We start from the raw sequence: 22,073 nt of genomic DNA on the forward strand, positions 1-22,073 counted from the left end.
GGCTGATGGAAGGGAGGAGGGCGTGCTCCCCCAAAAAAGCGCTCAGTGTACCGCAATCACTGGTTTTGGCGCGGGTTGTAGGGCAATTCCCGGTCACCGGGCGGCCCTTATGCAGTTTTTTCCCGGTTTAGAGCAATAAAGCTGACCAAATGGGTAGCTAGAGGCGGATATTTCCCCGTCTCTGTGCTAGTTTTGCCCCGTCTTACGCGAAGTCACTGCGTTAAGCGTGCATTCAGCATTTGTCAGGTCGAACCAAACCCTGATTTCGGTATCTATTACCCCGACTCGTCGCGGTTATGGCCGAGGGTGCCAGATCCAGAAGATCGGGCTCGATGGCTGACACTGCACTCTGCAATCCATATGAATTTGATAGGGAAGGAACACTACATGGCTCTTACTAAAGACCAACTGATCGCCGACATCGCTGAAGCTATCGACGCGCCAAAAACCACCGCGCGTAACGCTCTGGACCAACTGGGCCAAATCGTTGCCGATCAGCTGGAAAACGGCGGCGAAATCACCCTGCCAGGTATCGGCAAGCTGAAAGTGACCGAGCGTCCTGCCCGCACCGGCCGCAACCCTTCGACTGGCGCTGCCATCGAAATCGCTGCCAAGAAAGTTATCAAGCTGGTTGTGGCCAAAGGCCTGACCGACGCTGTTAACAAGTAAGACGCAGTATTGAAAAAGCCGTGCCCGGAGTGATCCGGGCACGGCTTTTTTGTGTTTGTGATTTAGCGGCGCTTTCGCACGCACCGCTAAACCAATGGTGGGAGCGAGCCTGCTCGCGAAGGGGTTATGACATTCAGCATCACTGTTGAATGTAAGACCGCTTTCGCGAGCAGGCTCGCTCCCACATTTTTTGAACTGTATCCGTCAGTTACTTGCGAGCCCAGCGCTCACGCCACACCTGCTGCTCGGATTTGGTCTGGAAAGTCCAGGCGACAAAGCGGCTCTGCTTCTGGCCCTGGGACATTTCCACGACCTGGCTTTCCAGGACGCCGGCTTTTTTCAGCGCGGTCTGGATCGCCGGCAGGTTCGACGCCTTCGACACCAGGGTGCTGAACCACAGCACTTTGTGCTGGAAGTGCGCGCTCTCGGCGATCAGTTGCGTTACAAAGCGTGCTTCGCCGCCCTCACACCACAATTCCGCCGATTGGCCGCCAAAGTTCAGTACCGGCAGTTTGCGTTTCGGGTCGGCGCGGCCCAGTGCGCGCCATTTTCGCTCGCTGCCCTTGGTCGCCTCATCCATCGACGCATGGAAGGGTGGGTTGCACATGGTCAGGTCAAAGCGTTCACCCGGCTCCAGCAGGCCCAGCAGGATCTGCTTGGGGTTGGTTTGCTGGCGTAGCTGGATGGCCTTGTTCAGCCCGTTGGACTGCACGATGGCCTTGGCAGCGGACACGGCGGTCGGGTCGACTTCCGAACCGAGGAAGTGCCAACGGTATTCGCTGTAGCCGATCAATGGGTAGACGCAGTTGGCGCCCATACCGATATCGAGCACCTTGACCGGCGCGCCACGCGGGATTTCGCCGTCGTTGACGCTGGCCAGCAGGTCGGCCAGGAAGTGCACGTAGTCGGCACGCCCCGGAACCGGCGGGCACAGGTAATCGGCCGGGATGTCCCAGTGATTGATGCCGTAGAACGATTTGAGCAAGGCCCGGTTGAACACCCGTACCGCGTCGGGGCTGGCGAAGTCGATGCTTTCCTTGCCGTACGGGTTGAGGATCACGAACTTCGCCAGTTCTGGCGTGGTTTTGATCAGCGCCGGGAAGTCGTAACGACCCTGATGGCGGTTGCGCGGGTGCAAGGTGGCCTCTTTGCGCGGCTCAACGGCTTTGGCCGGGGTCGCGGATTCAGGCTTCTTGCGCGCGGGGCGGGGTGTGCGGGGGGCGGTCATGGGCGTGGTCGATTCGGGTATGGCTGAAAGTGGCGGGTATTGTCCCACATCCGGCCGTTGTGAACCCAATTGTGACGAACACCAATATCCCCTGTGGGAGCGAGCTTGCTCGCGATGGCGGTGTAACAGTCGACATCAATGTTGAATGTAATGGCCTCATCGCGAGCAAGCTGGCTCCCACAGGGGATATTCGTCGTGGACGAGAGAGTGGCAGGCACAAAAAAGGGAGGCCGTTACCGGCCTCCCTTTTTCATTGCGATGTGCCGTTACAGGCTGGCAATCCGCGCGTGCTGCTCGGCCAGTTTGCCCAAAGCCTGTTCAGCTTCGGCCAGTTTGGCGCGTTCCTTCTCGATGACTTCGGCCGGGGCCTTGTCAACGAAACCGGCGTTGGACAGCTTGCCACCGACGCGCTGGACTTCACCCTGCAGACGCAGGATTTCCTTGTCCAGGCGCGCCAGCTCGGCGTCCTTGTCGATCAGGCCGGCCATCGGCACCAGCACTTCCATCTCACCCACCAGCGCGGTGGCGGACAGCGGTGCTTCTTCGCCAGCGGCCAGCACAGTGATCGATTCCAGACGCGCCAGCTTCTTGAGCAGCGCTTCGTTCTCAGTGAGACGGCGCTGGTCTTCGGCGCTGACGTTTTTCAGGAACAGGTTCAGCGGCTTGCCCGGACCGATGTTCATCTCGGCGCGAATGTTGCGCGTGCCGAGCATCAGCGTCTTCAGCCATTCGATGTCATCTTCGGCTGCCTGATCGATGCGTGCTTCAACGGCCACCGGCCAAGGCTGCAGCATGATGGTCTTGCCTTCGATGCCAGCCAGCGGCGCGATGCGCTGCCAGATCTCTTCGGTGATGAACGGCATGAACGGGTGCGCCAGACGCAACGCGACTTCCAGCACCCGAACCAGCGTGCGACGAGTGCCGCGCTGACGTTCTACCGGTGCGTTTTCGTCCCACAGCACGGGCTTGGACAGTTCCAGGTACCAGTCGCAATACTGGTTCCAGATGAACTCGTACAAGGCTTGCGCCGCCAGGTCGAAACGGAACTGGTCGAGTTGACGGGTCACTTCGGCTTCGGTGCGTTGCAGCTGCGAGATGATCCAGCGATCCGCCAGCGACAGCTCGTAGGCTTCGCCGTTCTGGCCGCAGTCTTCGCCCTTGTCCAGAACATAGCGCGCGGCGTTCCAGATCTTGTTGCAGAAGTTGCGATAGCCTTCGACGCGGCCCATGTCGAACTTGATGTCGCGACCGGTGGACGCCAGCGAGCAGAAGGTGAAGCGCAGGGCGTCGGTGCCATAGCTGGCGATGCCGTCGGCGAACTCGTCGCGGGTCTGCTTCTCGATCTTCTTCGCCAGTTTCGGCTGCATCATGCCGGAGGTGCGCTTTTGAACAAGCTCTTCCAGCTCGATACCGTCGATGATGTCCAGCGGGTCCAGGACGTTGCCCTTGGACTTGGACATCTTCTGGCCCTGGCCATCGCGCACCAGGCCGTGAACGTAGACAGTCTTGAACGGCACTTGCGGCGTGCCGTCTTCGTTCTTCACCAAATGCATGGTGAGCATGATCATCCGGGCAACCCAGAAGAAAATGATGTCGAAACCGGTCACCAGCACGTCGGTGGAGTGGAATTTCTTCAGGAACTCGGTCTGCTCAGGCCAGCCGAGTGTGGAGAACGTCCACAGGCCGGAACTGAACCAGGTGTCCAGAACGTCGTTGTCCTGTTGCAGCGCAACGTCCGGGCCGAGGTTGTGCTTGGCACGCACTTCGGCTTCGTCGCGGCCGACGTAGACTTTGCCCGACTCGTCGTACCAGGCCGGAATCCGGTGGCCCCACCACAGCTGACGGCTGATGCACCAGTCCTGGATGTCGCGCATCCACGAGAAGTACATGTTTTCGTACTGCTTGGGCACGAACTGAATACGGCCGTCTTCAACGGCGGCAATCGCGGGCTCGGCCAAAGGCTTGGTCGATACGTACCACTGGTCGGTCAGCCACGGCTCGATGATGGTGCCGGAGCGGTCGCCTTTCGGCACTTTCAGGTTGTGATCGTCGACGTTGACCAACAGACCGGCGGCGTCGAAGGCAGCCACGATCTGCTTGCGTGCTTCGAAGCGGTCCAGGCCAACGTATTGCGCCGGGATCTTGCCATCGATGCTTTCGTTCAGCGTGCCGTCGAGGTTGAACACCTGACAGGCCGGCAATACGGCCGCGTTCTTGTCGAAGATGTTCAGCAGCGGCAGGTTGTGGCGCTTGCCGACTTCGTAGTCGTTGAAATCGTGGGCCGGGGTGATTTTCACGCAGCCGGTGCCGAATTCAGGGTCGCAATAATCGTCGGCGATGATCGGGATGCGGCGGCCGACCAGCGGCAGCTCGACAAACTTGCCGATCAGCGCCTGGTAGCGCTCATCGTTCGGGTTAACCGCGACGGCGGCGTCGCCGAGCATGGTTTCCGGGCGAGTGGTCGCGACGATCAGGTAATCGTTGCCTTCAGCGGTCTTGGCGCCGTCAGCCAGCGGGTACTTGAGGTTCCACAGGAAGCCCTTCTCGTCGTGGTTTTCCACTTCAAGGTCGGAAATCGCCGTGTGCAGCTTGGTGTCCCAGTTGACCAGACGCTTGCCGCGATAGATCAGGCCGTCTTCGTGCAGGCGCACGAAGGCCTCTTTAACCGATTCCGAAAGACCGTCGTCCATGGTGAAGCGCTCACGGCTCCAGTCAACGGACGAGCCGAGGCGACGGATCTGACGGCTGATGTTGCCGCCGGACTGGTCTTTCCATTCCCAGATTTTCTCGAGGAATTTCTCGCGGCCCAGGTCGTGACGGTTTTGGCCGATGGCTTCGAGTTGGCGTTCCACCAGCATTTGCGTGGCGATACCGGCGTGGTCGGTGCCCGGTTGCCACAGGGTGTTGCGACCCTGCATGCGGCGGAAACGGATCAGGGCGTCCATGATCGCGTTATTGAAGCCGTGGCCCATGTGCAGGCTGCCGGTGACGTTCGGCGGCGGGATCATGATGGTGTAGGACTCGCCCGCGCCTTGCGGGGCGAAGTAATTCTCGGACTCCCAGGTGTTGTACCAGGAAGTTTCAATGGCGTGCGGCTGGTAGGTCTTATCCATGCGCGGCGGGACCCTATTGGCATTTATTCAGGAAAAGCCGGCAAGTATAGCGGGGCATGGGGCCGAGGGCGAGCAGGGGCGGACAGCACGTATGGTCAATAACGATGCAAATCAAATGTGGGAGCGAGCTTGCTCGCGATGAGGGCATTACATTCAACATCTTTGCTGAATGTTAAACCGCTATCGCGAGCAAGCTCGCTCCCACAGGGGATGGGGGTTATTCGTACTGGCTGAGAAGCCGTTCCATCCGCGCATCCAGGCGGCGCTTGATCTCGGTTTCAATGTGCGGGGCGAAGTCGTCGATCACGTCCTGCATGATCAATTGCGCGGCGGCGCGCAGTTCGCTGTCCAGGTGCAGCAGGGCGTCGGGGCCTTTGCTCGCGGCAGCTGCCGGTTGGACCGCAGGGGCGGGTGGTGCTGGCGGCTCGACGGCGGGTGGCGTATTGCCGGCAGCCTCGAACAGCATCGGAATCTGTTCCTGATCACCGTCGTGAACCGTGTCGGTCAGCAGCGGCGGTTGCAGGTTGTCATCACCGAGCAATTTGCGGATCGACTCAAGGTCGTCCAGCAGGTGCGCGGACTTTTGCTGCGGTTTTGGAGTGTCCATCGGAATGCTCAGAGTCGCTGTAAACGGTGGTCTTGCAGAGGATAGCCCTGTTCGCGATAGAAACGGAAACTCTCCCGGGCAGCCGTACGGATCGCCGGATCTTCCACCACCACTTCCGCCACACGGGCGAATTTGTTGGCGAAGGCCGGTACTTTCAGGTCCAGGTTGACCAGCAGATCCTGATGCTGACCGCAGTCATTGCCAAGGCCCAGCACAATCAGACCGTCCGGCTCGCTCTCAGCGGGGCCGTGGGGTACGAAACTCTCACCCTTGAACGCCCAGAGACGTGCATCGAGGTCGTCACGCTGGGCGGCATCGCTGCAATGCAGGTAGATGCGGTGACCCATGCGCCAGGCTTTTTCGGTGAGCTTGCAGGCAAAATCCAGCCGCGCCGAAGGATCGGCACTGGGCAGGATATAGAAGTCGACTTTGGTCATTGCGGTTCCTGGGCCATGGACGGCGGTGCCCGAAAGCAGCGCCGCCCAGGGTCATCGGTTTCAGGCTTTGGCGCGGTCCAGCAGGTACTGGGTCAGCAGGGGAACCGGACGGCCAGTGGCGCCCTTGTCCTTGCCGCCGCTGGTCCAGGCCGTGCCGGCGATGTCCAGGTGCGCCCAGTTGAGGTTCTTGGTGAAGCGCGACAGGAAGCAGGCAGCGGTGATGGTGCCGGCTTTCGGCCCGCCAATGTTGGCGATGTCGGCGAACGGGCTGTCCAGCTGTTCTTGGTACTCATCGAACAGCGGCAGCTGCCAGGCGCGGTCGTCGGCAGTCTGGCCAGCGCTCAGCAGTTGGCCGATCAGCTCGTCGTTGTTGCCCAGCAGGCCGGAGGTGTGAGCACCCAGTGCCACCACGCAGGCGCCGGTCAGGGTCGCGATGTCGATCACGGCCTGTGGCTTGAAACGCTCGGAGTAGGTCAGGGCATCGCACAGCACCAGGCGGCCTTCGGCGTCGGTGTTGAGGATTTCGACGGTCTGGCCGCTCATGGTGGTGACGATGTCGCCAGGACGCGAAGCGTTGCCGCTCGGCATGTTCTCGGCGCAAGCCAGGATGCACACCAGGTTGATCGGCAGCTTCAGTTCAAGCACGGCACGCAGGGTGCCGAACACGCTGGCAGCGCCGCCCATGTCGTACTTCATTTCGTCCATGCCGGCGCCCGGCTTGAGGCTGATGCCACCGGTGTCAAAGGTGATGCCCTTGCCGACCAGCGCGTACGGCTTCTCGGATTTCTTGCCGCCGTTGTATTGCATGACGATCAGGCGCGGTGGCTGGGCGCTGCCCTGGCCCACGGCATAGAACGAGCCCATGCCCAGCGACTTGATTTTCTTCTCGTCGAGGACTTCGACCTTCAGGTCCTTGAACTCTTTGCCCAGGTCCTTGGCTTGCTCGCCCAGGAACGTCGGGTGGCAGATGTTCGGCGGCAGGTTGCCCAGGTTGCGGGTGAAGGCCATGCCGTTGGCAATCGCGGTGGCGTGGTTCACGGCGCGCTGCACTTCGGCCTGGGCGGCCTTGATGGTCACCAGGGTGACTTTCTTCAGGGCGCGCGGCTCGGCTTTCTGGCTCTTGAACTGGTCGAAGGTGTATTCGCCGTCCACCAGGGTTTCGGCCAGCAGGCGGGTCTTGCCGTAGCTGTCGCGACCTTTGACGATGATTTCGTCCAGCGCCAGCACGGCATCGCTGCCGCCCAGACCTTTAAGGGTGTTGAGTACGCCGGCAATGATTTTACGGAACGGGCGGTCGCCCAGTTCTTCATCCTTGCCCACGCCCACCAGCAGCACGCGCTCGGCCTTGAGGTTCGGCAGGCTGTGCAGTAACAGGCTTTGGCCGACCTTGCCGGCCAGATCGCCACGCTTGAGTACGGCGCTGATGGCGCCACCGCTCAGTTCGTCGATTTGTCGGGCGGCGGCGCCGAGCTTGCGGCCTTCGCCGACGGCGACCACCAGAGTGGCGGTTTTCAACGTTTCCGGGCTAACGCTTTTTACAACCAGTTCCATGTCGGGGTCCCTGAATTAATGGTCAACACGCAGGCGTTTGACGGCAGGCGCACACGCTTGCTTATAGAGAGAAAGGCGCAGGCCAAAGCCAGCGACAAGGGCCGCAGTTTGAACCTCGCTCCCCGCGCCTGACAACCCTCGGATCACCTGCTTGAGCATGCGCAGTGACAGGCGACCCCAATCACAGGATAATGCGCCATCTTTTTCGGCGGCTCTGTCCTGTGGGGCCGTCTGATACGTTTGCTTGTTTGGCCGCCTTAGCCTGACAACCCTGGAGTGTCTGGTTTGATCGTCTTCCGTTATCTGTCCCGCGAAGTCCTGTTGACCTTGAGCGCCGTCAGCGCCGTGCTGCTGGTCATCATCATGAGCGGTCGCTTCATCAAATACCTCGCCCAGGCGGCTTCGGGCCAACTGGACCCGAGCTCGCTGTTCCTGATCATGGGCTTTCGCCTGCCGGGCTTCCTGCAACTGATCCTGCCGCTGGGCCTGTTTCTCGGGATCCTGCTGGCCTACGGTCGGTTGTACCTCGAAAGCGAAATGACCGTGCTCTCGGCCACTGGCATGAGCCAGCAACGCCTGCTGGGCATGACGCTGTTCCCGGCGACCCTGGTGGCGCTGCTCGTTGCGTGGCTGAGCCTGAGCCTGGCGCCGCAAGGGGCCAATCAGTTCCAGTTGCTGCTGAACAAACAGGACGCCCTGACCGAGTTCGACACACTGGAGCCAGGCCGTTTCCAGGCCCTGCGCGACGAGACCCGGGTGACTTACACCGAACAGCTGTCGGCTGACCGGGTCAATCTGGCCGGTGTGTTCATCTCGCAAAAGAACATTTCTACCGAGCAGAAAGATCGCGGCATTTCCGTGTTGGTGGCCGAGAAGGGCCGTCAGGAAATTCGCCCTGACGGCAACCGCTACCTGATCCTCGAGAATGGTTATCGTTATGACGGCCAGCCGGGGCAAGCCGACTACCGTTCGATCAAGTACGACGAGTACGGTGTATTGCTGGCCAAGCCGGACGTGAGCGACGAAGTCACCGATCGGGATGCACTGACCACTCAAGCGTTGCTGAGCAGCGATGACATTCGTTACCGCGCCGAGCTGGAATGGCGCCTGTCGTTGCCGTTGCTGGTGTTCATCGTGACCCTGATGGCCGTGCCGTTGTCGCGGGTCAATCCGCGTCAGGGCCGTTTCCTCAAGTTGCTGCCGGCCATTCTGCTTTATATGGCTTACCTGACCATCCTGATCGCCGCTCGCGGCGCGCTCGAAAAGGGCAAGCTGCCGCCGTCCCTCGGCCTGTGGTGGGTGCACCTGATCTTCCTGGTGATCGGTCTCGGATTACTTTACTGGGAGCCCATGCGCTTGAAGATGGCGAGTCGCCGCAGTGTGCGGGAGGTGGCCCGTGGTTAAGCTCGATCGCTATATTGGCAGCAGTGTATTCATGGCGATCCTGGCGGTACTGGGGATCATTCTCGGTCTGGCTACGTTGTTCGCCTTCATCGACGAGATGGGTGACGCCAGCGACACCTACACCCTCATGGACATTCTGAGCTACGTCGTGCTGACGGCACCGCGCCGTCTCTACGACATGCTACCGATGGCGGCGCTGATCGGTTGCCTGATCGGTCTCGGCAGCCTGGCCAGCAACAGTGAACTGACCATCATGCGCGCCGCTGGCGTGTCCATTGGTCGGATCGTCTGGGCGGTGATGAAGCCGATGCTGGTGCTGATGCTGGCCGGCGTGTTGATCGGCGAGTACGTGGCTCCGGCCACCGAGAACATCGCCCAGGCCAATCGCTCCCTGGCTCAGGGTAGCGGCGACGCACAAAGTGCCAAGCACGGTCTGTGGCACCGTCAGGGTGACGAGTTCATCCACATCAACTCGGTGCAGCCTAACGGTGTGCTCTATGGTGTGACCCGCTATCGCTTCGACAAGGAGCGGCACATGCTGTCGTCGAGCTTCGCCAAGCGTGCGCAGTTCGACAAGGATCACTGGCAGCTGACCGACGTCACCACCACGCTGTTCCATGCGCGCAGCACCGAAGTGGTGACCACCCCGGACGAGCGTTGGGACGTGGCCTTGAGCCCGGAACTGCTCAATACCGTGGTGATGACCCCTGAGACACTGTCGATCAGCGGCCTGTGGGGCTATATCCATTACCTGGCGGATCAGGGCCTGAACAACGGTCGTTACTGGCTGGCTTTTTGGGTCAAGGTGTTGCAACCACTGGTGACGGCCGCACTGGTACTGATGGCGATTTCCTTCATCTTCGGGCCGTTGCGTTCGGTGACGTTGGGTCAGCGAGTATTTACGGGTGTACTGGTGGGCTTCACCTTCCGCATTGTTCAGGATTTGCTCGGCCCTTCGAGCCTGGTGTTCGGTTTCTCGCCGCTGTTCGCGGTGCTGGTGCCGGCCAGTGTCTGTGCCTTGGCCGGGGTCTGGCTGTTGCGTCGGGCCGGTTGATTCCGGGGGCTTGCTGATCGTTCCCGCAAAAAAAAACGCCCTGGTCGCAAGACCGGGGCGTTTTTACAGGTGCCGTCTGACCTGCGAACGTGACGCTTGCGTCGTGGATCAGGTACAATTCCCGGCTATTTTTCGGCGGGCTATGCCTGCAGCCTTTTTGAGTGTTGATCCGTGAGTGATTTGAGTCATATCCGCAATTTCTCCATCATCGCCCACATTGACCATGGCAAGTCGACGCTGGCCGACCGGTTCATCCAGATGTGCGGCGGCCTTGCCGAGCGCGAAATGGAGGCCCAGGTACTGGACTCCATGGACCTGGAGCGCGAACGCGGGATCACCATCAAGGCCCACAGCGTTACCTTGTATTACACCGCCAAAGACGGCATCAAGTATCAGCTGAACTTCATTGACACCCCGGGCCACGTTGACTTCACCTATGAAGTCAGCCGGTCGCTGGCGGCTTGTGAAGGTGCGTTGCTGGTGGTCGATGCCGGCCAGGGCGTGGAAGCGCAGTCCGTAGCCAACTGCTATACGGCCATCGAGCAGGGCCTTGAGGTCATGCCGGTTCTGAACAAGATCGACCTGCCACAGGCCGATCCGGACCGCGTAAAAGAAGAAATCGAAAAAATCATCGGTATCGATGCCACCGACGCGGTCGAGTGCAGTGCCAAGACCGGTCTGGGCGTCGACGAAGTGCTTGAGCGTCTGGTCAAGACCATTCCCGCGCCGACCGGCAACATCGAAGATCCGCTGCAAGCGTTGATCATCGACTCCTGGTTCGACAACTACCTGGGCGTTGTTTCCCTGGTACGCGTGCGCCACGGTCGCGTGAAGAAGGGCGACAAGATTCTGGTCAAGTCCACCGGCAAGATCCACCTGGTGGACAGCGTCGGTGTCTTCAACCCGAAACACACCGCCACCGTTGACCTGAAGGCCGGCGAAGTGGGCTTCATCATTGCCGGTATCAAGGACATTCACGGTGCGCCGGTCGGTGACACCCTGACCCTGAGCTCCACGCCCGACGTTGACGTGCTGCCCGGCTTCAAGCGCATCCAGCCGCAGGTTTATGCCGGTCTGTTCCCGGTCAGCTCCGACGACTTCGAAGACTTCCGTGAAGCGCTGCAAAAGCTCACGCTCAACGACTCGTCCCTGCAGTACACCCCGGAAAGCTCCGACGCGCTGGGCTTCGGCTTCCGCTGCGGCTTCCTCGGCATGCTGCACATGGAAATCATCCAGGAGCGCCTGGAGCGCGAGTACGACCTGGACCTGATCACCACGGCGCCAACGGTTATTTTCGAGCTGTTGCTGAAAACCGGTGAAACGATTTACGTCGACAACCCGTCCAAGCTTCCGGACGTGTCCTCGATCGAAGACATGCGTGAACCGATCGTGCGGGCCAATATTCTTGTGCCGCAAGAACACCTGGGCAACGTCATTACCCTGTGTATCGAAAAGCGTGGCGTGCAGCACGACATGCTGTTCCTCGGTTCCCAGGTCCAGGTGACCTACGATCTTCCGATGAACGAAGTGGTCCTGGACTTCTTCGACCGTCTGAAATCCACCAGTCGCGGCTATGCTTCGCTGGATTACCACTTTGATCGTTACCAATCGGCTAGTCTGGTGAAACTGGACGTGCTGATCAACGGTGACAAGGTCGACGCCCTGGCGCTGATCGTGCACCGTGACAATGCGCACTACAAAGGTCGCCAGTTGACCGAAAAGATGAAAGAACTGATTCCGCGCCAGATGTTCGACGTCGCGATCCAGGCCGCCATCGGCGGGCAGATCATTGCACGGACCTCCGTCAAGGCTCTCAGAAAGAACGTATTGGCCAAATGCTACGGTGGCGACGTTAGCCGTAAGCGCAAGCTGTTGGAAAAGCAGAAGGCCGGTAAAAAACGCATGAAGCAAGTCGGCAACGTGGAAATTCCACAAGAAGCCTTCCTTGCAGTGCTCAGGTTGGATAGTTAGGTCCTATGTCACTAAATTTCCCGCTGTTGCTGGTCATCGCCGTGTTCGTCTGCGGCCTGTTGGCGTTGCTCGATCTGCTGATTCTGGCACCGCGTCGTCGCGCTGCCATTGCCTCCTATCAGGGCAGCGTCAGCCAGCCCGATGTGGTGGTGGTCGAGAAACTGAACAAAGAGCCGCTGCTGGTTGAATACGGCAAGTCGTTCTTTCCGGTGTTGTTCATCGTGCTGGTGCTGCGTTCGTTCCTGGTGGAACCGTTCCAGATTCCGTCCGGCTCGATGAAACCGACCCTGGACGTTGGCGACTTCATTCTGGTGAACAAGTTCTCTTACGGGATCCGCCTGCCGGTGATCGACAAGAAAGTCATCGAAGTCGGTGATCCGCAGCGCGGCGACGTGATGGTGTTCCGCTACCCAAGCGATCCGAACGTCAACTACATCAAGCGTGTAGTGGGCTTGCCGGGTGACCAGATTCGCTACACCGCCGACAAGCGTCTGTTCGTCAACGGCGAGTCGATTGCCGAACAACTGGTTGGCTCCGAGCCAGGCACGTTGGGCAGCGCTGAGCTGTACAAGGAAAAGCTCGGCGAAGCAGAGCATCTGATCCGCAAGGAGATGAACCGCTACCGCGCCACGCCGGACCGTTCCTGGACTGTGCCGGCCGGGCACTACTTCATGATGGGCGACAACCGCGACAACTCGAACGACAGTCGCTACTGGGATGATCCAAACATTCCCAAGGATCTGCTGGGCATGGTTCCCGACCAGAATATCGTCGGCAAGGCCTTCGCGGTCTGGATGAGCTGGCCGGAACCCAAACTCAGTCACCTGCCGAACTTCTCGCGGGTTGGCCTGATCAAGTAATCACACACGGCGCTGTTGAACACAGCGCCGAATGCATTTCTGGCGTCGACATAATTGACGCCAGAAGCATGAAAACAATGATATTCAGGACGTTATTTTTGAACACAGCGTTAATTGTCCCAAGCCTGCGCCATACCATGGCCCTGGCAGTGGTATCCAGCCACGAACTCAGCGTGGGTAAACCGTGAGCGTCTCCTTAAGCCGTCTAGAGCGTCAGCTCGGCTACACCTTCAAGGACCAGGAGCTGATGGTTCTGGCCCTGACTCACCGCAGTTTTGCCGGGCGCAACAACGAACGCCTGGAATTCCTCGGTGACGCCATCCTCAACTTCGTCGCCGGCGAGGCATTGTTCGACCGCTTCCCGCTGGCCCGCGAAGGCCAGCTGTCGCGTTTGCGCGCACGCCTGGTGAAAGGTGAGACCCTGGCCGTACTGGCCCGTGGTTTCGACCTGGGTGAATACCTGCGCCTGGGCTCCGGCGAATTGAAAAGCGGCGGTTTCCGGCGCGAGTCGATCCTGGCCGATGCCCTCGAAGCGCTGATCGGCGCGATCTACCTGGACGCCGGCATGGACATGGCACGCGAGCGCGTGCTGGCCTGGCTGACCGGGGAGTTCGAAGGGCTGACGCTGGTCGACACCAACAAAGATCCAAAAACCCGCTTGCAGGAATTCCTGCAGTCGCGTGGTTGCGAACTGCCGCGTTACGAAGTGGTGGATATCCAGGGTGAGCCACATTGCCGAGTTTTCTTCGTCGAATGCGAAATCACCTTACTGAATGAAAAAAGCCGAGGTCAGGGTGTGAGTCGTCGTATTGCCGAACAGGTAGCGGCCGCCGCAGCACTGATTGCCCTGGGTGTGGAGAATGGCAATGACTGATTCAACCGCAACACGCTGTGGCTATGTTGCCATCGTCGGCCGTCCCAACGTGGGCAAGTCCACGCTGCTGAACCACATCCTGGGTCAGAAGCTGGCGATCACTTCGCGCAAGCCGCAAACCACCCGCCACAACATGCTGGGCATCAAGACCGAAGGCGACGTCCAGGCGATCTACGTCGACACCCCGGGCATGCACAAGGGCGGCGAAAAGGCCCTGAACCGCTACATGAACAAGACCGCTTCGGCAGCGTTGAAAGACGTCGACGTGGTGATCTTCGTGGTTGATCGTACCAAGTGGACCGACGAAGACCAGATGGTCCTCGAGCGCGTCCAGTATGTCACCGGCCCGCTGATCGTGGCGCTGAACAAGACCGATCGCATCGAAGACAAAGCCGAGCTGATGCCGCACCTGAGCTGGTTGCAGGAGCAGTTGCCGAACGCGCAGATCATGCCGATCTCGGCCCAGCACGGGCACAACCTCGAAGCGCTGGAGCGGGTGATCGCCGGTTACCTGCCGGAAAACGATCACTTCTTCCCGGAAGACCAGATCACCGACCGCAGCAGCCGCTTCCTCGCCGCCGAACTGGTACGCGAGAAAATCATGCGCCAGATGGGCGCCGAGCTGCCGTACCAGATCACCGTCGAAATCGAAGAGTTCAAGCAGCAGGGCAAAACCCTGCACATCCATGCCTTGATCCTCGTTGAGCGTGACGGCCAGAAGAAGATCATCATTGGCGACAAGGGCGAGCGCATCAAACGCATCGGCACCGAAGCGCGCAAGGACATGGAGCTGCTGTTCGACTCCAAGATCATGCTCAACCTCTGGGTGAAAGTGAAAGGCGGCTGGTCCGACGACGAACGCGCATTGCGTTCGCTGGGTTATGGCGACTTGTAATACCGGTCCGCGCTACACCGTTGAACCCTTGTGGGAGCGAGCCTGCTCGCGAAGAGGATGTAACATTCAGCATTGATGTTGACTGTCACACCGTATTCGCGAGCAGGCTCGCTCCCACATTTGGTTTTGGGTTGTTTGTAAAAACTGCGCCTGTGCACTGAGAACTCCATGTCCCAAACCCCACCTCCCGGCCAACCCGCCTTCGTCCTCCACAGCCGCGCCTACCGCGAAACCAGCGCGCTGGTGGACTTCCTCACGCCGCAAGGTCGGCTGCGGGCGGTGTTGCGCAGTGCGCGGGGCAAGGCCGGGACGTTGGCGCGCCCGTTTGTGCCGCTGGAAGTGGAGTTTCGCGGCAGGGGCGAGCTGAAGAATGTCGGACGTATGGAGAGCGCCGGCGTCTCGACCTGGCTCAACGGTGAGGCGCTGTTCAGTGGCCTTTATCTCAATGAGTTGCTGATTCGTCTGTTGCCCTCCGAAGACCCGCATCCGGCTGTCTTCGATCACTACGCCGCCACCTTGCTCGCGCTCGCCGAAGGCCGTCCGCTGGAGCCGTTGCTGCGCTCTTTCGAATGGCGTCTGCTGGATGATCTCGGTTACGGTTTTGCGCTGAACACCGACATCCATGGCGAGCCTGTCGCGCCGGACGGTCTCTACCGGTTGCAAGTGGATGCCGGCCTGGAACGGGTCTATCTGTTGCAACCCGGCCTGTTCAACGGCACCGAGCTACTGGCCATGGCCGATGCCGACTGGTCAGCCCCAGGCGCGCTGTCAGCCGCCAAGCGTCTGATGCGCCAGGCACTGGCTGTTCATTTGGGCGGCCGCCCTCTTGTCAGTCGCGAGCTGTTTCGCAAACCCTGATCAACGTATGCTGTGCACCGAATTTCCCCTTATTCAGGAGCGCTTCCGTGACCACCAGCACCCGCATTCTTCTTGGCGTGAACATCGACCACGTTGCCACCCTGCGTCAGGCCCGGGGCACGCGTTACCCGGACCCGGTCAAGGCCGCACTGGACGCGGAAGAGGCGGGCGCTGACGGCATCACCGTGCACCTGCGCGAAGACCGTCGGCACATCCAGGAGCGCGACGTGCTGCTGCTCAAGGACGTGCTGCAAACCCGCATGAACTTCGAAATGGGCATCACCGAAGAAATGATGGCGTTCGCCGAACGCATCCGCCCGGCGCATATTTGCCTGGTGCCGGAAACCCGTCAGGAGCTGACTACCGAAGGCGGGCTGGACGTGGCAGGGCAGGAAGCGCGGATCAAGGCCGCTGTGGATCGCCTGTCGAAAATCGGCTGCGAAGTGTCGCTGTTCATCGATGCGGATGAGCGCCAGATCGAAGCGTCCCGTCGTGTGGGCGCACCGGCCATCGAGCTGCACACCGGTCGTTACGCCGATGCGCAGACGCCGACCGAAGTGGCTGAAGAGCTCAAGCGTGTGGCGGACGGTGTGGCGTTCGGTCTGACCCAGGGCTTGATCGTCAATGCCGGTCACGGCCTGCACTACCACAACGTCGAAGCGGTCGCGGCGATCAAGGGTATCAACGAATTGAACATCGGCCATGCGCTGGTGGCACATGCATTGTTTGTCGGGTTCAAGTCGGCTGTTTCTGAAATGAAGGCGCTGATTCTGGCAGCCGCCGCAAAAGCCTAAGCCAAAACCAAAATGTGGGAGCGGGCTTGCTCGCGAAGAGGCAGTGTCAGTCGACAGCAATGCTGCCTGACACACCGCTTTCGCGAGCAAGCCCGCTCCCACATTTGATTGTGCGTCGCCCGTTAAAGCGGCGGGGTTTCCTGATTCGGCTTGCTCTTGTCGATGCCCGGCACATGAAGGTTGCCCTCGGCCACCTGGTCGCCCTCCAACTGCGGCTGCGTGACCCAGGTCAGGATGTCGTAGTAGCGCCGGATGTTCGCCACGAAGTGCACCGGCTCGCCGCCACGGGCGTAGCCGTAACGGGTCTTGCTGTACCACTTTTTCTCCGACAGGCGCGGCAGGATCTTCTTCACGTCCAGCCACCGGTTCGGGTTCAGCCCTTCCTTGGCCGTCAGCTTGCGCGCGTCATCCAGGTGGCCACTGCCAACGTTGTAGGCCGCCAGGGCAAACCAGGTGCGGTCCGGCTCCTGAATCGAATCGTCCAGCTGGTCCTTCATATAAGCCAGGTACTTGGCGCCGCCCATGATGCTCTGCTTGGGATCGAGGCGGTTGGACACGCCCATCGCCTGCGCGGTGTTCTGGGTCAGCATCATCAGGCCGCGTACGCCGGTCTTGGAGGTGACCGCCGCTTGCCATAACGATTCCTGATAACCGATGGCCGCCAACAGGCGCCAATCGACTTTTTCTTTCTTGGCATACGCCTTGAAGTGCTGTTCGTACTTGGGCAGCCGCTGCTGCAAGTGCTGGGCGAAGGTGGTGGCACCCATGTAGCCGAGGACATCGACGTGGCCGTAGTAGCGGTCTTTCAGCCGTTGCAGGGTACCGTTCTTCTGTACCTTGTCGAGGTAGGCATTGATCTCGTTGAGCAGGCTGTTGTCGTCACCGGCCGCTACGGCCCAGCTCTGTTCGCTGGCATCACCGAGGTCGAAGGCGACCTGGATGTTGGGGAAATAGACCTGGTTCATCGCCACTTCATTGGAGTCGACCAGGGTCAGGTCGATCTGCCCTTCATCCACCATGCGCAGCAGGTCGACGACCTCAACCGCGTCGGACTCTTCGTATTCGATGCCGGGATATTTCAGTTTCAGCTGCGCCAGTTGCTCGGCGTGGGTGCTGCCCTTGAGCACCATGATCTTCTTGCCCACCAGGTCTGCCGCGTCGGTCGGCCGCGATTGGCCGTTGCGGTAGATGACTTGCGGGGTGACTTCCAGATAAGAGTGGGAAAACCGTACCTGCTGTTTGCGTTTCTCGCTGCTGACCAGACCGGCAGCAGCCAGCACCGGGCCGTTGGGCTTGCCCACCTGATTGAACAGATCGTCGAGGTTGTCAGCGGTTTCGATCTTGAGCTCGACCCCCAGATCTTCGGCGAAACGCTTCACCAGCTCGTACTCGAAGCCGGTTTCACCGTTGCGATCCTGAAAGTAGGTGGCGGGGCTGTTACGGGTAATCACCCGCAGCACGCCATCCTCCTTTACGCGCTCCAGCGTGTTGGGTTTATCAACACAGCCAGTGAGCATCAGGAAGAGTCCGGTAGCGATCAGCCATTTGGCGTACCGCGGACGCAAAGCCGTTGGGGAAAACATCTGCGCAGTATACGCAAAGGACCACGAGCGCCATATCTCGACAGCGGAGGGCTTGTCTGCTAGGGAGTGAAAAACCGCCGTGGAGCCCGCAGGAATGGGCTCGGATAGCATTTTGTGACAGAAAAAATAACGTCTGAATGACATCTGTTTACGCTTCGAATGGCCGGCCCGACGTCCGGGTGTACCCGCCCATACCGTTTCGGGTGCTGTTGCGGGCGGTTTAGGCTAGAATGCACGGCCTCAAAGCACACCCCTTCCCGAGGCTGTCCCGAAGATGTTGATCCTGCGCGGCGCTCCTGCCCTTTCTGCCTTTCGCCACAGCAAACTCCTTGAGCAACTGAGCCAGAAAGTATCGGCTGTCAGTGGCTTGTATGCTGAATTCGCTCACTTCGCCGAAGTTGCCGGCGTCCTGACCAGCGACGAACAGCAGGTGCTTGCGCGCCTTCTGAAGTACGGTCCAAGTGTTCCGGTACAAGAGCCGACCGGCCGTCTGTTCCTGGTACTGCCACGTTTCGGCACCATCTCGCCGTGGTCCAGTAAAGCGAGCGACATCGCCCGCAACTGTGGCCTGAGCAAGATCCAGCGTCTGGAGCGCGGTATTGCGTTCTACGTGGCCGGCCAGTTCAGCGACGCTCAAGCGCAACTGATTGCCGATGTGCTGCACGACCGCATGACCCAGATCGTGCTGGGCAACCTCGAACAGGCTGCCGGCCTGTTCAGCCACGCCGAGCCCAAGCCGCTGACCGCAATCGACGTGCTGGGTGGCGGCCGCGCCGCGCTGGAAAAAGCCAACACCGAGCTGGGCCTGGCCCTGGCCGAAGACGAAATCGACTACCTGGTCAACGCCTTTGTCGGCTTGAAACGCAACCCGCACGACATCGAACTGATGATGTTCGCCCAGGCGAACTCCGAGCACTGCCGTCACAAGATCTTCAACGCCAGTTGGGACATCGACGGTCAGAGCCAGGAAAAAAGCCTGTTCGGCATGATCAAGAACACCTACGTGATGCACAGCGAAGGCGTTCTGTCGGCTTACAAGGACAACGCTTCGGTGATCGTCGGCAACGTTGCCGGCCGTTTCTTCCCGGACCCTGAAACCCGCCAGTACGGCGCGGTGCAGGAACCGGTGCACATTCTGATGAAAGTCGAGACCCACAACCACCCGACCGCGATTGCCCCGTTCCCGGGCGCATCCACTGGTAGCGGTGGCGAGATTCGCGACGAAGGTGCAACCGGTCGTGGCGCCAAGCCAAAGGCCGGCCTGACCGGTTTCACCGTATCGAACCTGCAGATTCCCGGTTTCGAGCAACCTTGGGAAGTGCCCTATGGCAAGCCTGAGCGCATCGTTACCGCGCTGGACATCATGATCGAAGGCCCACTGGGTGGCGCCGCGTTCAACAACGAATTCGGTCGTCCGGCCCTGACCGGTTATTTCCGTACCTTCGAACAGTCGATCACCACCCCGCGTGGCGACGAAGTTCGCGGTTACCACAAGCCGATCATGCTGGCTGGCGGTATGGGCAACATCCGCGCCGAACACGTACAGAAAGCCGAAATCACCGTTGGCTCCAAGCTGATCGTTCTCGGCGGCCCGGCGATGCTGATCGGCCTGGGCGGCGGTGCTGCCTCCTCCATGGCCACCGGCACCAGCTCGGCAGACCTGGATTTCGCTTCCGTTCAGCGTGAAAACCCTGAGATGGAACGCCGTTGCCAGGAAGTCATCGACCGTTGCTGGCAGTTGGGTGACAAAAACCCGATCAGCTTCATTCATGACGTCGGCGCGGGTGGCCTGTCCAACGCCTTCCCGGAACTGGTCAACGACGGCAATCGTGGCGGTCGTTTCGAACTGCGCAACATTCCAAACGACGAGCCGGGCATGGCCCCGCACGAAATCTGGAGTAACGAATCCCAGGAACGCTACGTTCTGGCAGTCGGTCCGGCTGACTTCGAGCGCTTCCAGGCGATCTGCGAACGTGAGCGTTGCCCGTTTGCCGTGGTCGGCGAAGCCACTGCCGAACCGCAGTTGACCGTCACCGACAGCCACTTCGGCAACAGCCCGGTGGACATGCCGCTCGAAGTGCTGCTGGGCAAAGCCCCGCGCATGCACCGTTCGGCCGTTCGTGAAAGCGAACTGGGTGACGATTTCGATCCCGCCACCCTGGACATTGCCAACTGCGTTGAACGCGTCCTGCATCACCCGGCCGTGGCAAGCAAGAGCTTCCTGATCACCATCGGCGACCGCACCATCACTGGCCTCGTGGCCCGTGACCAGATGGTCGGCCCGTGGCAGGTTCCGGTGGCCGACGTTGCGGTCACCGCCACCAGCTTCGACGTCTACACCGGTGAAGCCATGGCCATGGGCGAGCGTACTCCGCTGGCTCTGCTGGATGCTCCGGCATCGGGCCGCATGGCCATCGGCGAAACACTGACCAACATCTGTGCGTCGCGCATCAACAAGATCTCCGACATCAAGTTGTCGGCGAACTGGATGTCGGCTGCCGGTCACCCGGGCGAAGACGCGCGTCTGTACGACACCGTGAAAGCGGTCGGCATGGAACTGTGTCCTGAGCTGGGCATCACCATTCCGGTGGGCAAGGACTCCATGTCCATGGCCACGCGCTGGAACGACGAAGGCGTCGACAAGACCGTGACGTCGCCGATGTCGCTGATCGTGACCGGTTTCGCGCCTGTGGCTGACATTCGTCAGACCCTGACGCCGGAACTGCGCATGAACAAGGGCACCACGGACCTGATCCTGATCGACCTGGGGCGTGGCCAGAACCGCATGGGCGCCTCGATTCTCGCTCAGGTGCATGGCAAGCTCGGCTCGCAAGCGCCGGACGTCGATGACGCTGAAGACCTCAAGGCCTTCTTCGCGGTGATCCAGGGCCTCAACGCCGACGGTCACCTGCTGGCTTACCACGACCGTTCCGACGGTGGTTTGCTGACCAGCGTGGTGGAAATGGCCTTCGCCGGCCACTGCGGTCTGAGCCTGAACCTCGACGGCCTGGCAGAAACCTCCGCCGACATCGCCGCGATCCTGTTCAACGAAGAACTGGGCGCGGTGATCCAGGTTCGCCAGGACGCCACCCCGGACATCCTCGCGCAGTTCAGCGCTGCCGGCCTGGGCGACTGCGTGTCGGTGATCGGTCAGCCGATGAACAACGGCCAGATCAACATCACCTTCAACGGCGAAACCGTGTTCGAAGGTCAGCGTCGTCTGCTGCAACGTCAGTGGGCTGAAACCAGCTACCAGATCCAGCGTCTGCGCGACAACGCCGACTGCGCCGAGCAAGAGTTCGACGTGCTGCTGGAAGAAGACAACCCTGGCCTGAGTGTCAAACTGAGCTTCGACGTCAACCAGGACGTCGCCGCGCCTTACATCAAGAAAAACATCCGCCCACAGGTTGCCGTACTGCGTGAGCAGGGCGTCAACGGTCAGGTGGAAATGGCGGCAGCGTTCGACCGCGCCGGTTTCAACGCGATCGATGTGCACATGAGCGACATTCTGGCCGGCCGTGTCGACCTGAACGACTTCAAGGGGATGGTCGCTTGCGGCGGTTTCTCCTACGGTGACGTGCTGGGTGCCGGCGAAGGCTGGGCCAAGTCCGCGCTGTTCAACAGCCGCGCTCGCGACGCGTTCCAGGGCTTCTTCGAGCGCACCGACAGCTTCACCCTCGGCGTGTGCAACGGTTGCCAGATGATGTCCAACCTGCACGAGCTGATTCCGGGCAGCGAGTTCTGGCCGCACTTCGTGCGTAACCGCTCCGAGCAGTTTGAAGCCCGTGTGGCGATGGTTCAGGTCCAGGAGTCGAACTCGATCTTCCTGCAAGGCATGGCCGGTTCGCGCATGCCGATCGCCATCGCTCACGGCGAAGGTTATGCCGAGTTCGAAAGCGAAGAAGCGCTGCTGGAAGCCGATCTGTCGGGTTGCGTGGCGATGCGTTTCGTTGATAACCACGGCAAGGTCACCGAGAAATACCCGGCCAACCCGAACGGCTCGCCGCGCGGGATCACCGGTTTGACCAGCCGCGACGGTCGCGTGATGATCATGATGCCGCACCCGGAGCGTGTGTTCCGCGCCGTGCAGAACTCATGGCGTTCGGAAGACTGGAACGAAGACGCGCCGTGGATGCGTATGTTCCGTAATGCACGCGTCTGGGTTAACTGATAGC

At 60.5% G+C, this 22,073-nt stretch carries 16 protein-coding genes; 10 read left to right on the plus strand and 6 right to left on the minus strand.

Annotation, left to right across the window (positions count from 1 at the left end; genetic code table 11):
* Positions 1–387: 387 nt before the first annotated feature.
* Positions 388–669, plus strand: a complete 282-nt coding sequence (locus tag POF45_RS21225; RefSeq protein ID WP_007905514.1) for an HU family DNA-binding protein — start codon at positions 388–390, stop codon at positions 667–669.
* 208 nt (positions 670–877) lie between these two features.
* On the opposite strand, the gene rlmF is transcribed toward POF45_RS21225, so the two are convergent.
* The 5 genes from rlmF to POF45_RS21250 form a co-directional block, all read right to left on the minus strand.
* Positions 878–1,897 carry a 23S rRNA (adenine(1618)-N(6))-methyltransferase RlmF gene (gene rlmF / locus POF45_RS21230; RefSeq protein WP_259499642.1) on the minus strand — a complete coding sequence of 340 codons (1,020 nt, stop codon included), beginning with the start codon at positions 1,895–1,897 and terminating at the stop codon, positions 878–880.
* Between the two features lie 266 nt (positions 1,898–2,163).
* On the minus strand, positions 2,164–5,010 hold the full coding sequence (locus POF45_RS21235) for a valine--tRNA ligase (RefSeq protein ID WP_282316653.1): 2,847 nt from the start codon (positions 5,008–5,010) through the stop codon (positions 2,164–2,166).
* A 217-nt stretch (positions 5,011–5,227) separates the two neighbouring features.
* The gene (locus POF45_RS21240) at positions 5,228–5,617 is read right to left on the minus strand and encodes a DNA polymerase III subunit chi (protein ID WP_259499646.1); all 390 of its coding nucleotides are present in this window, start codon (positions 5,615–5,617) and stop codon (positions 5,228–5,230) included.
* Positions 5,618–5,625: 8 nt separating this feature from the next.
* Positions 5,626–6,054 (minus strand): DNA polymerase III subunit chi, encoded by a 429-nt coding sequence (locus tag POF45_RS21245; RefSeq protein WP_259499648.1) that lies wholly within the window; start codon positions 6,052–6,054, stop codon positions 5,626–5,628.
* A gap of 60 nt (positions 6,055–6,114) precedes the next feature.
* On the minus strand, positions 6,115–7,605 hold the full coding sequence (locus POF45_RS21250) for a leucyl aminopeptidase (RefSeq protein ID WP_259499650.1): 1,491 nt from the start codon (positions 7,603–7,605) through the stop codon (positions 6,115–6,117).
* Between the two features lie 285 nt (positions 7,606–7,890).
* Here POF45_RS21250 and lptF point away from each other — a divergent pair, with 285 nt between their 5' ends.
* From lptF to pdxJ, 8 genes are all read left to right on the plus strand, one after another.
* Positions 7,891–9,009, plus strand: a complete 1,119-nt coding sequence (lptF, locus tag POF45_RS21255; protein WP_282316654.1) for an LPS export ABC transporter permease LptF — start codon at positions 7,891–7,893, stop codon at positions 9,007–9,009.
* A complete protein-coding gene (lptG, locus tag POF45_RS21260) occupies positions 9,002–10,063 on the plus strand; it encodes an LPS export ABC transporter permease LptG (RefSeq protein WP_259499654.1) in 1,062 nt (353 codons plus the stop codon). Before lptF ends, lptG begins: the two co-directional genes overlap by 8 nt.
* Positions 10,064–10,234: 171 nt before the next feature.
* A complete protein-coding gene (gene lepA, locus POF45_RS21265) occupies positions 10,235–12,034 on the plus strand; it encodes a translation elongation factor 4 (protein WP_259499655.1) in 1,800 nt (599 codons plus the stop codon).
* A gap of 5 nt (positions 12,035–12,039) precedes the next feature.
* Positions 12,040–12,894 carry a signal peptidase I gene (lepB, locus tag POF45_RS21270; RefSeq protein ID WP_282316655.1) on the plus strand — a complete coding sequence of 285 codons (855 nt, stop codon included), beginning with the start codon at positions 12,040–12,042 and terminating at the stop codon, positions 12,892–12,894.
* A 184-nt stretch (positions 12,895–13,078) separates the two neighbouring features.
* Positions 13,079–13,768 (plus strand): ribonuclease III, encoded by a 690-nt coding sequence (rnc, locus tag POF45_RS21275; RefSeq protein ID WP_259499659.1) that lies wholly within the window; start codon positions 13,079–13,081, stop codon positions 13,766–13,768.
* The gene (era, locus tag POF45_RS21280; RefSeq protein WP_218436993.1) at positions 13,761–14,663 is read left to right on the plus strand and encodes a GTPase Era; all 903 of its coding nucleotides are present in this window, start codon (positions 13,761–13,763) and stop codon (positions 14,661–14,663) included. The genes rnc and era overlap by 8 nt, the downstream gene beginning before the upstream one ends.
* A 168-nt stretch (positions 14,664–14,831) precedes the next feature.
* Positions 14,832–15,521, plus strand: a complete 690-nt coding sequence (gene recO, locus POF45_RS21285) for a DNA repair protein RecO (RefSeq protein WP_259499662.1) — start codon at positions 14,832–14,834, stop codon at positions 15,519–15,521.
* Between the two features lie 47 nt (positions 15,522–15,568).
* Positions 15,569–16,315, plus strand: coding sequence for a pyridoxine 5'-phosphate synthase (gene pdxJ, locus POF45_RS21290; RefSeq protein WP_282316656.1), 747 nt, complete (start codon positions 15,569–15,571; stop codon positions 16,313–16,315).
* Between the two features lie 122 nt (positions 16,316–16,437).
* On the opposite strand, the gene mltF is transcribed toward pdxJ, so the two are convergent.
* Positions 16,438–17,898: a membrane-bound lytic murein transglycosylase MltF gene (gene mltF, locus POF45_RS21295; protein ID WP_259499666.1), complete on the minus strand. Its 1,461-nt coding sequence runs from the start codon at positions 17,896–17,898 to the stop codon at positions 16,438–16,440.
* Positions 17,899–18,172: 274 nt separating this feature from the next.
* Between mltF and purL the strand changes: the two genes are divergently transcribed.
* Positions 18,173–22,069 (plus strand): phosphoribosylformylglycinamidine synthase, encoded by a 3,897-nt coding sequence (purL, locus tag POF45_RS21300; RefSeq protein WP_259499667.1) that lies wholly within the window; start codon positions 18,173–18,175, stop codon positions 22,067–22,069.
* Positions 22,070–22,073 lie beyond the last annotated feature (4 nt).

Origin of the sequence: Pseudomonas fungipugnans, assembly GCF_029955235.1 — a bacterium.
Classification (GTDB): Bacteria; Pseudomonadota; Gammaproteobacteria; order Pseudomonadales; family Pseudomonadaceae; genus Aquipseudomonas; species Aquipseudomonas fungipugnans.

Bases quoted from the DNA above. Each gene is read 5' to 3' on its own strand.
- POF45_RS21245 (WP_259499648.1), bottom strand. From the start codon at position 6,054: ATGACCAAAGTCGACTTCTATATCCTGCCCAGTGCCGATCCTTCGGCG.
- era (WP_218436993.1), top strand. From the start codon at position 13,761: ATGACTGATTCAACCGCAACACGCTGTGGCTATGTTGCCATCGTCGGC.
- rlmF (WP_259499642.1), bottom strand. From the start codon at position 1,897: ATGACCGCCCCCCGCACACCCCGCCCCGCGCGCAAGAAGCCTGAATCC.
- purL (WP_259499667.1), top strand. From the start codon at position 18,173: ATGTTGATCCTGCGCGGCGCTCCTGCCCTTTCTGCCTTTCGCCACAGC.
- POF45_RS21240 (WP_259499646.1), bottom strand. From the start codon at position 5,617: ATGGACACTCCAAAACCGCAGCAAAAGTCCGCGCACCTGCTGGACGAC.
- POF45_RS21235 (WP_282316653.1), bottom strand. From the start codon at position 5,010: ATGGATAAGACCTACCAGCCGCACGCCATTGAAACTTCCTGGTACAAC.
- mltF (WP_259499666.1), bottom strand. From the start codon at position 17,898: ATGTTTTCCCCAACGGCTTTGCGTCCGCGGTACGCCAAATGGCTGATC.
- recO (WP_259499662.1), top strand. From the start codon at position 14,832: ATGTCCCAAACCCCACCTCCCGGCCAACCCGCCTTCGTCCTCCACAGC.
- lepB (WP_282316655.1), top strand. From the start codon at position 12,040: ATGTCACTAAATTTCCCGCTGTTGCTGGTCATCGCCGTGTTCGTCTGC.
- POF45_RS21225 (WP_007905514.1), top strand. From the start codon at position 388: ATGGCTCTTACTAAAGACCAACTGATCGCCGACATCGCTGAAGCTATC.
- POF45_RS21250 (WP_259499650.1), bottom strand. From the start codon at position 7,605: ATGGAACTGGTTGTAAAAAGCGTTAGCCCGGAAACGTTGAAAACCGCC.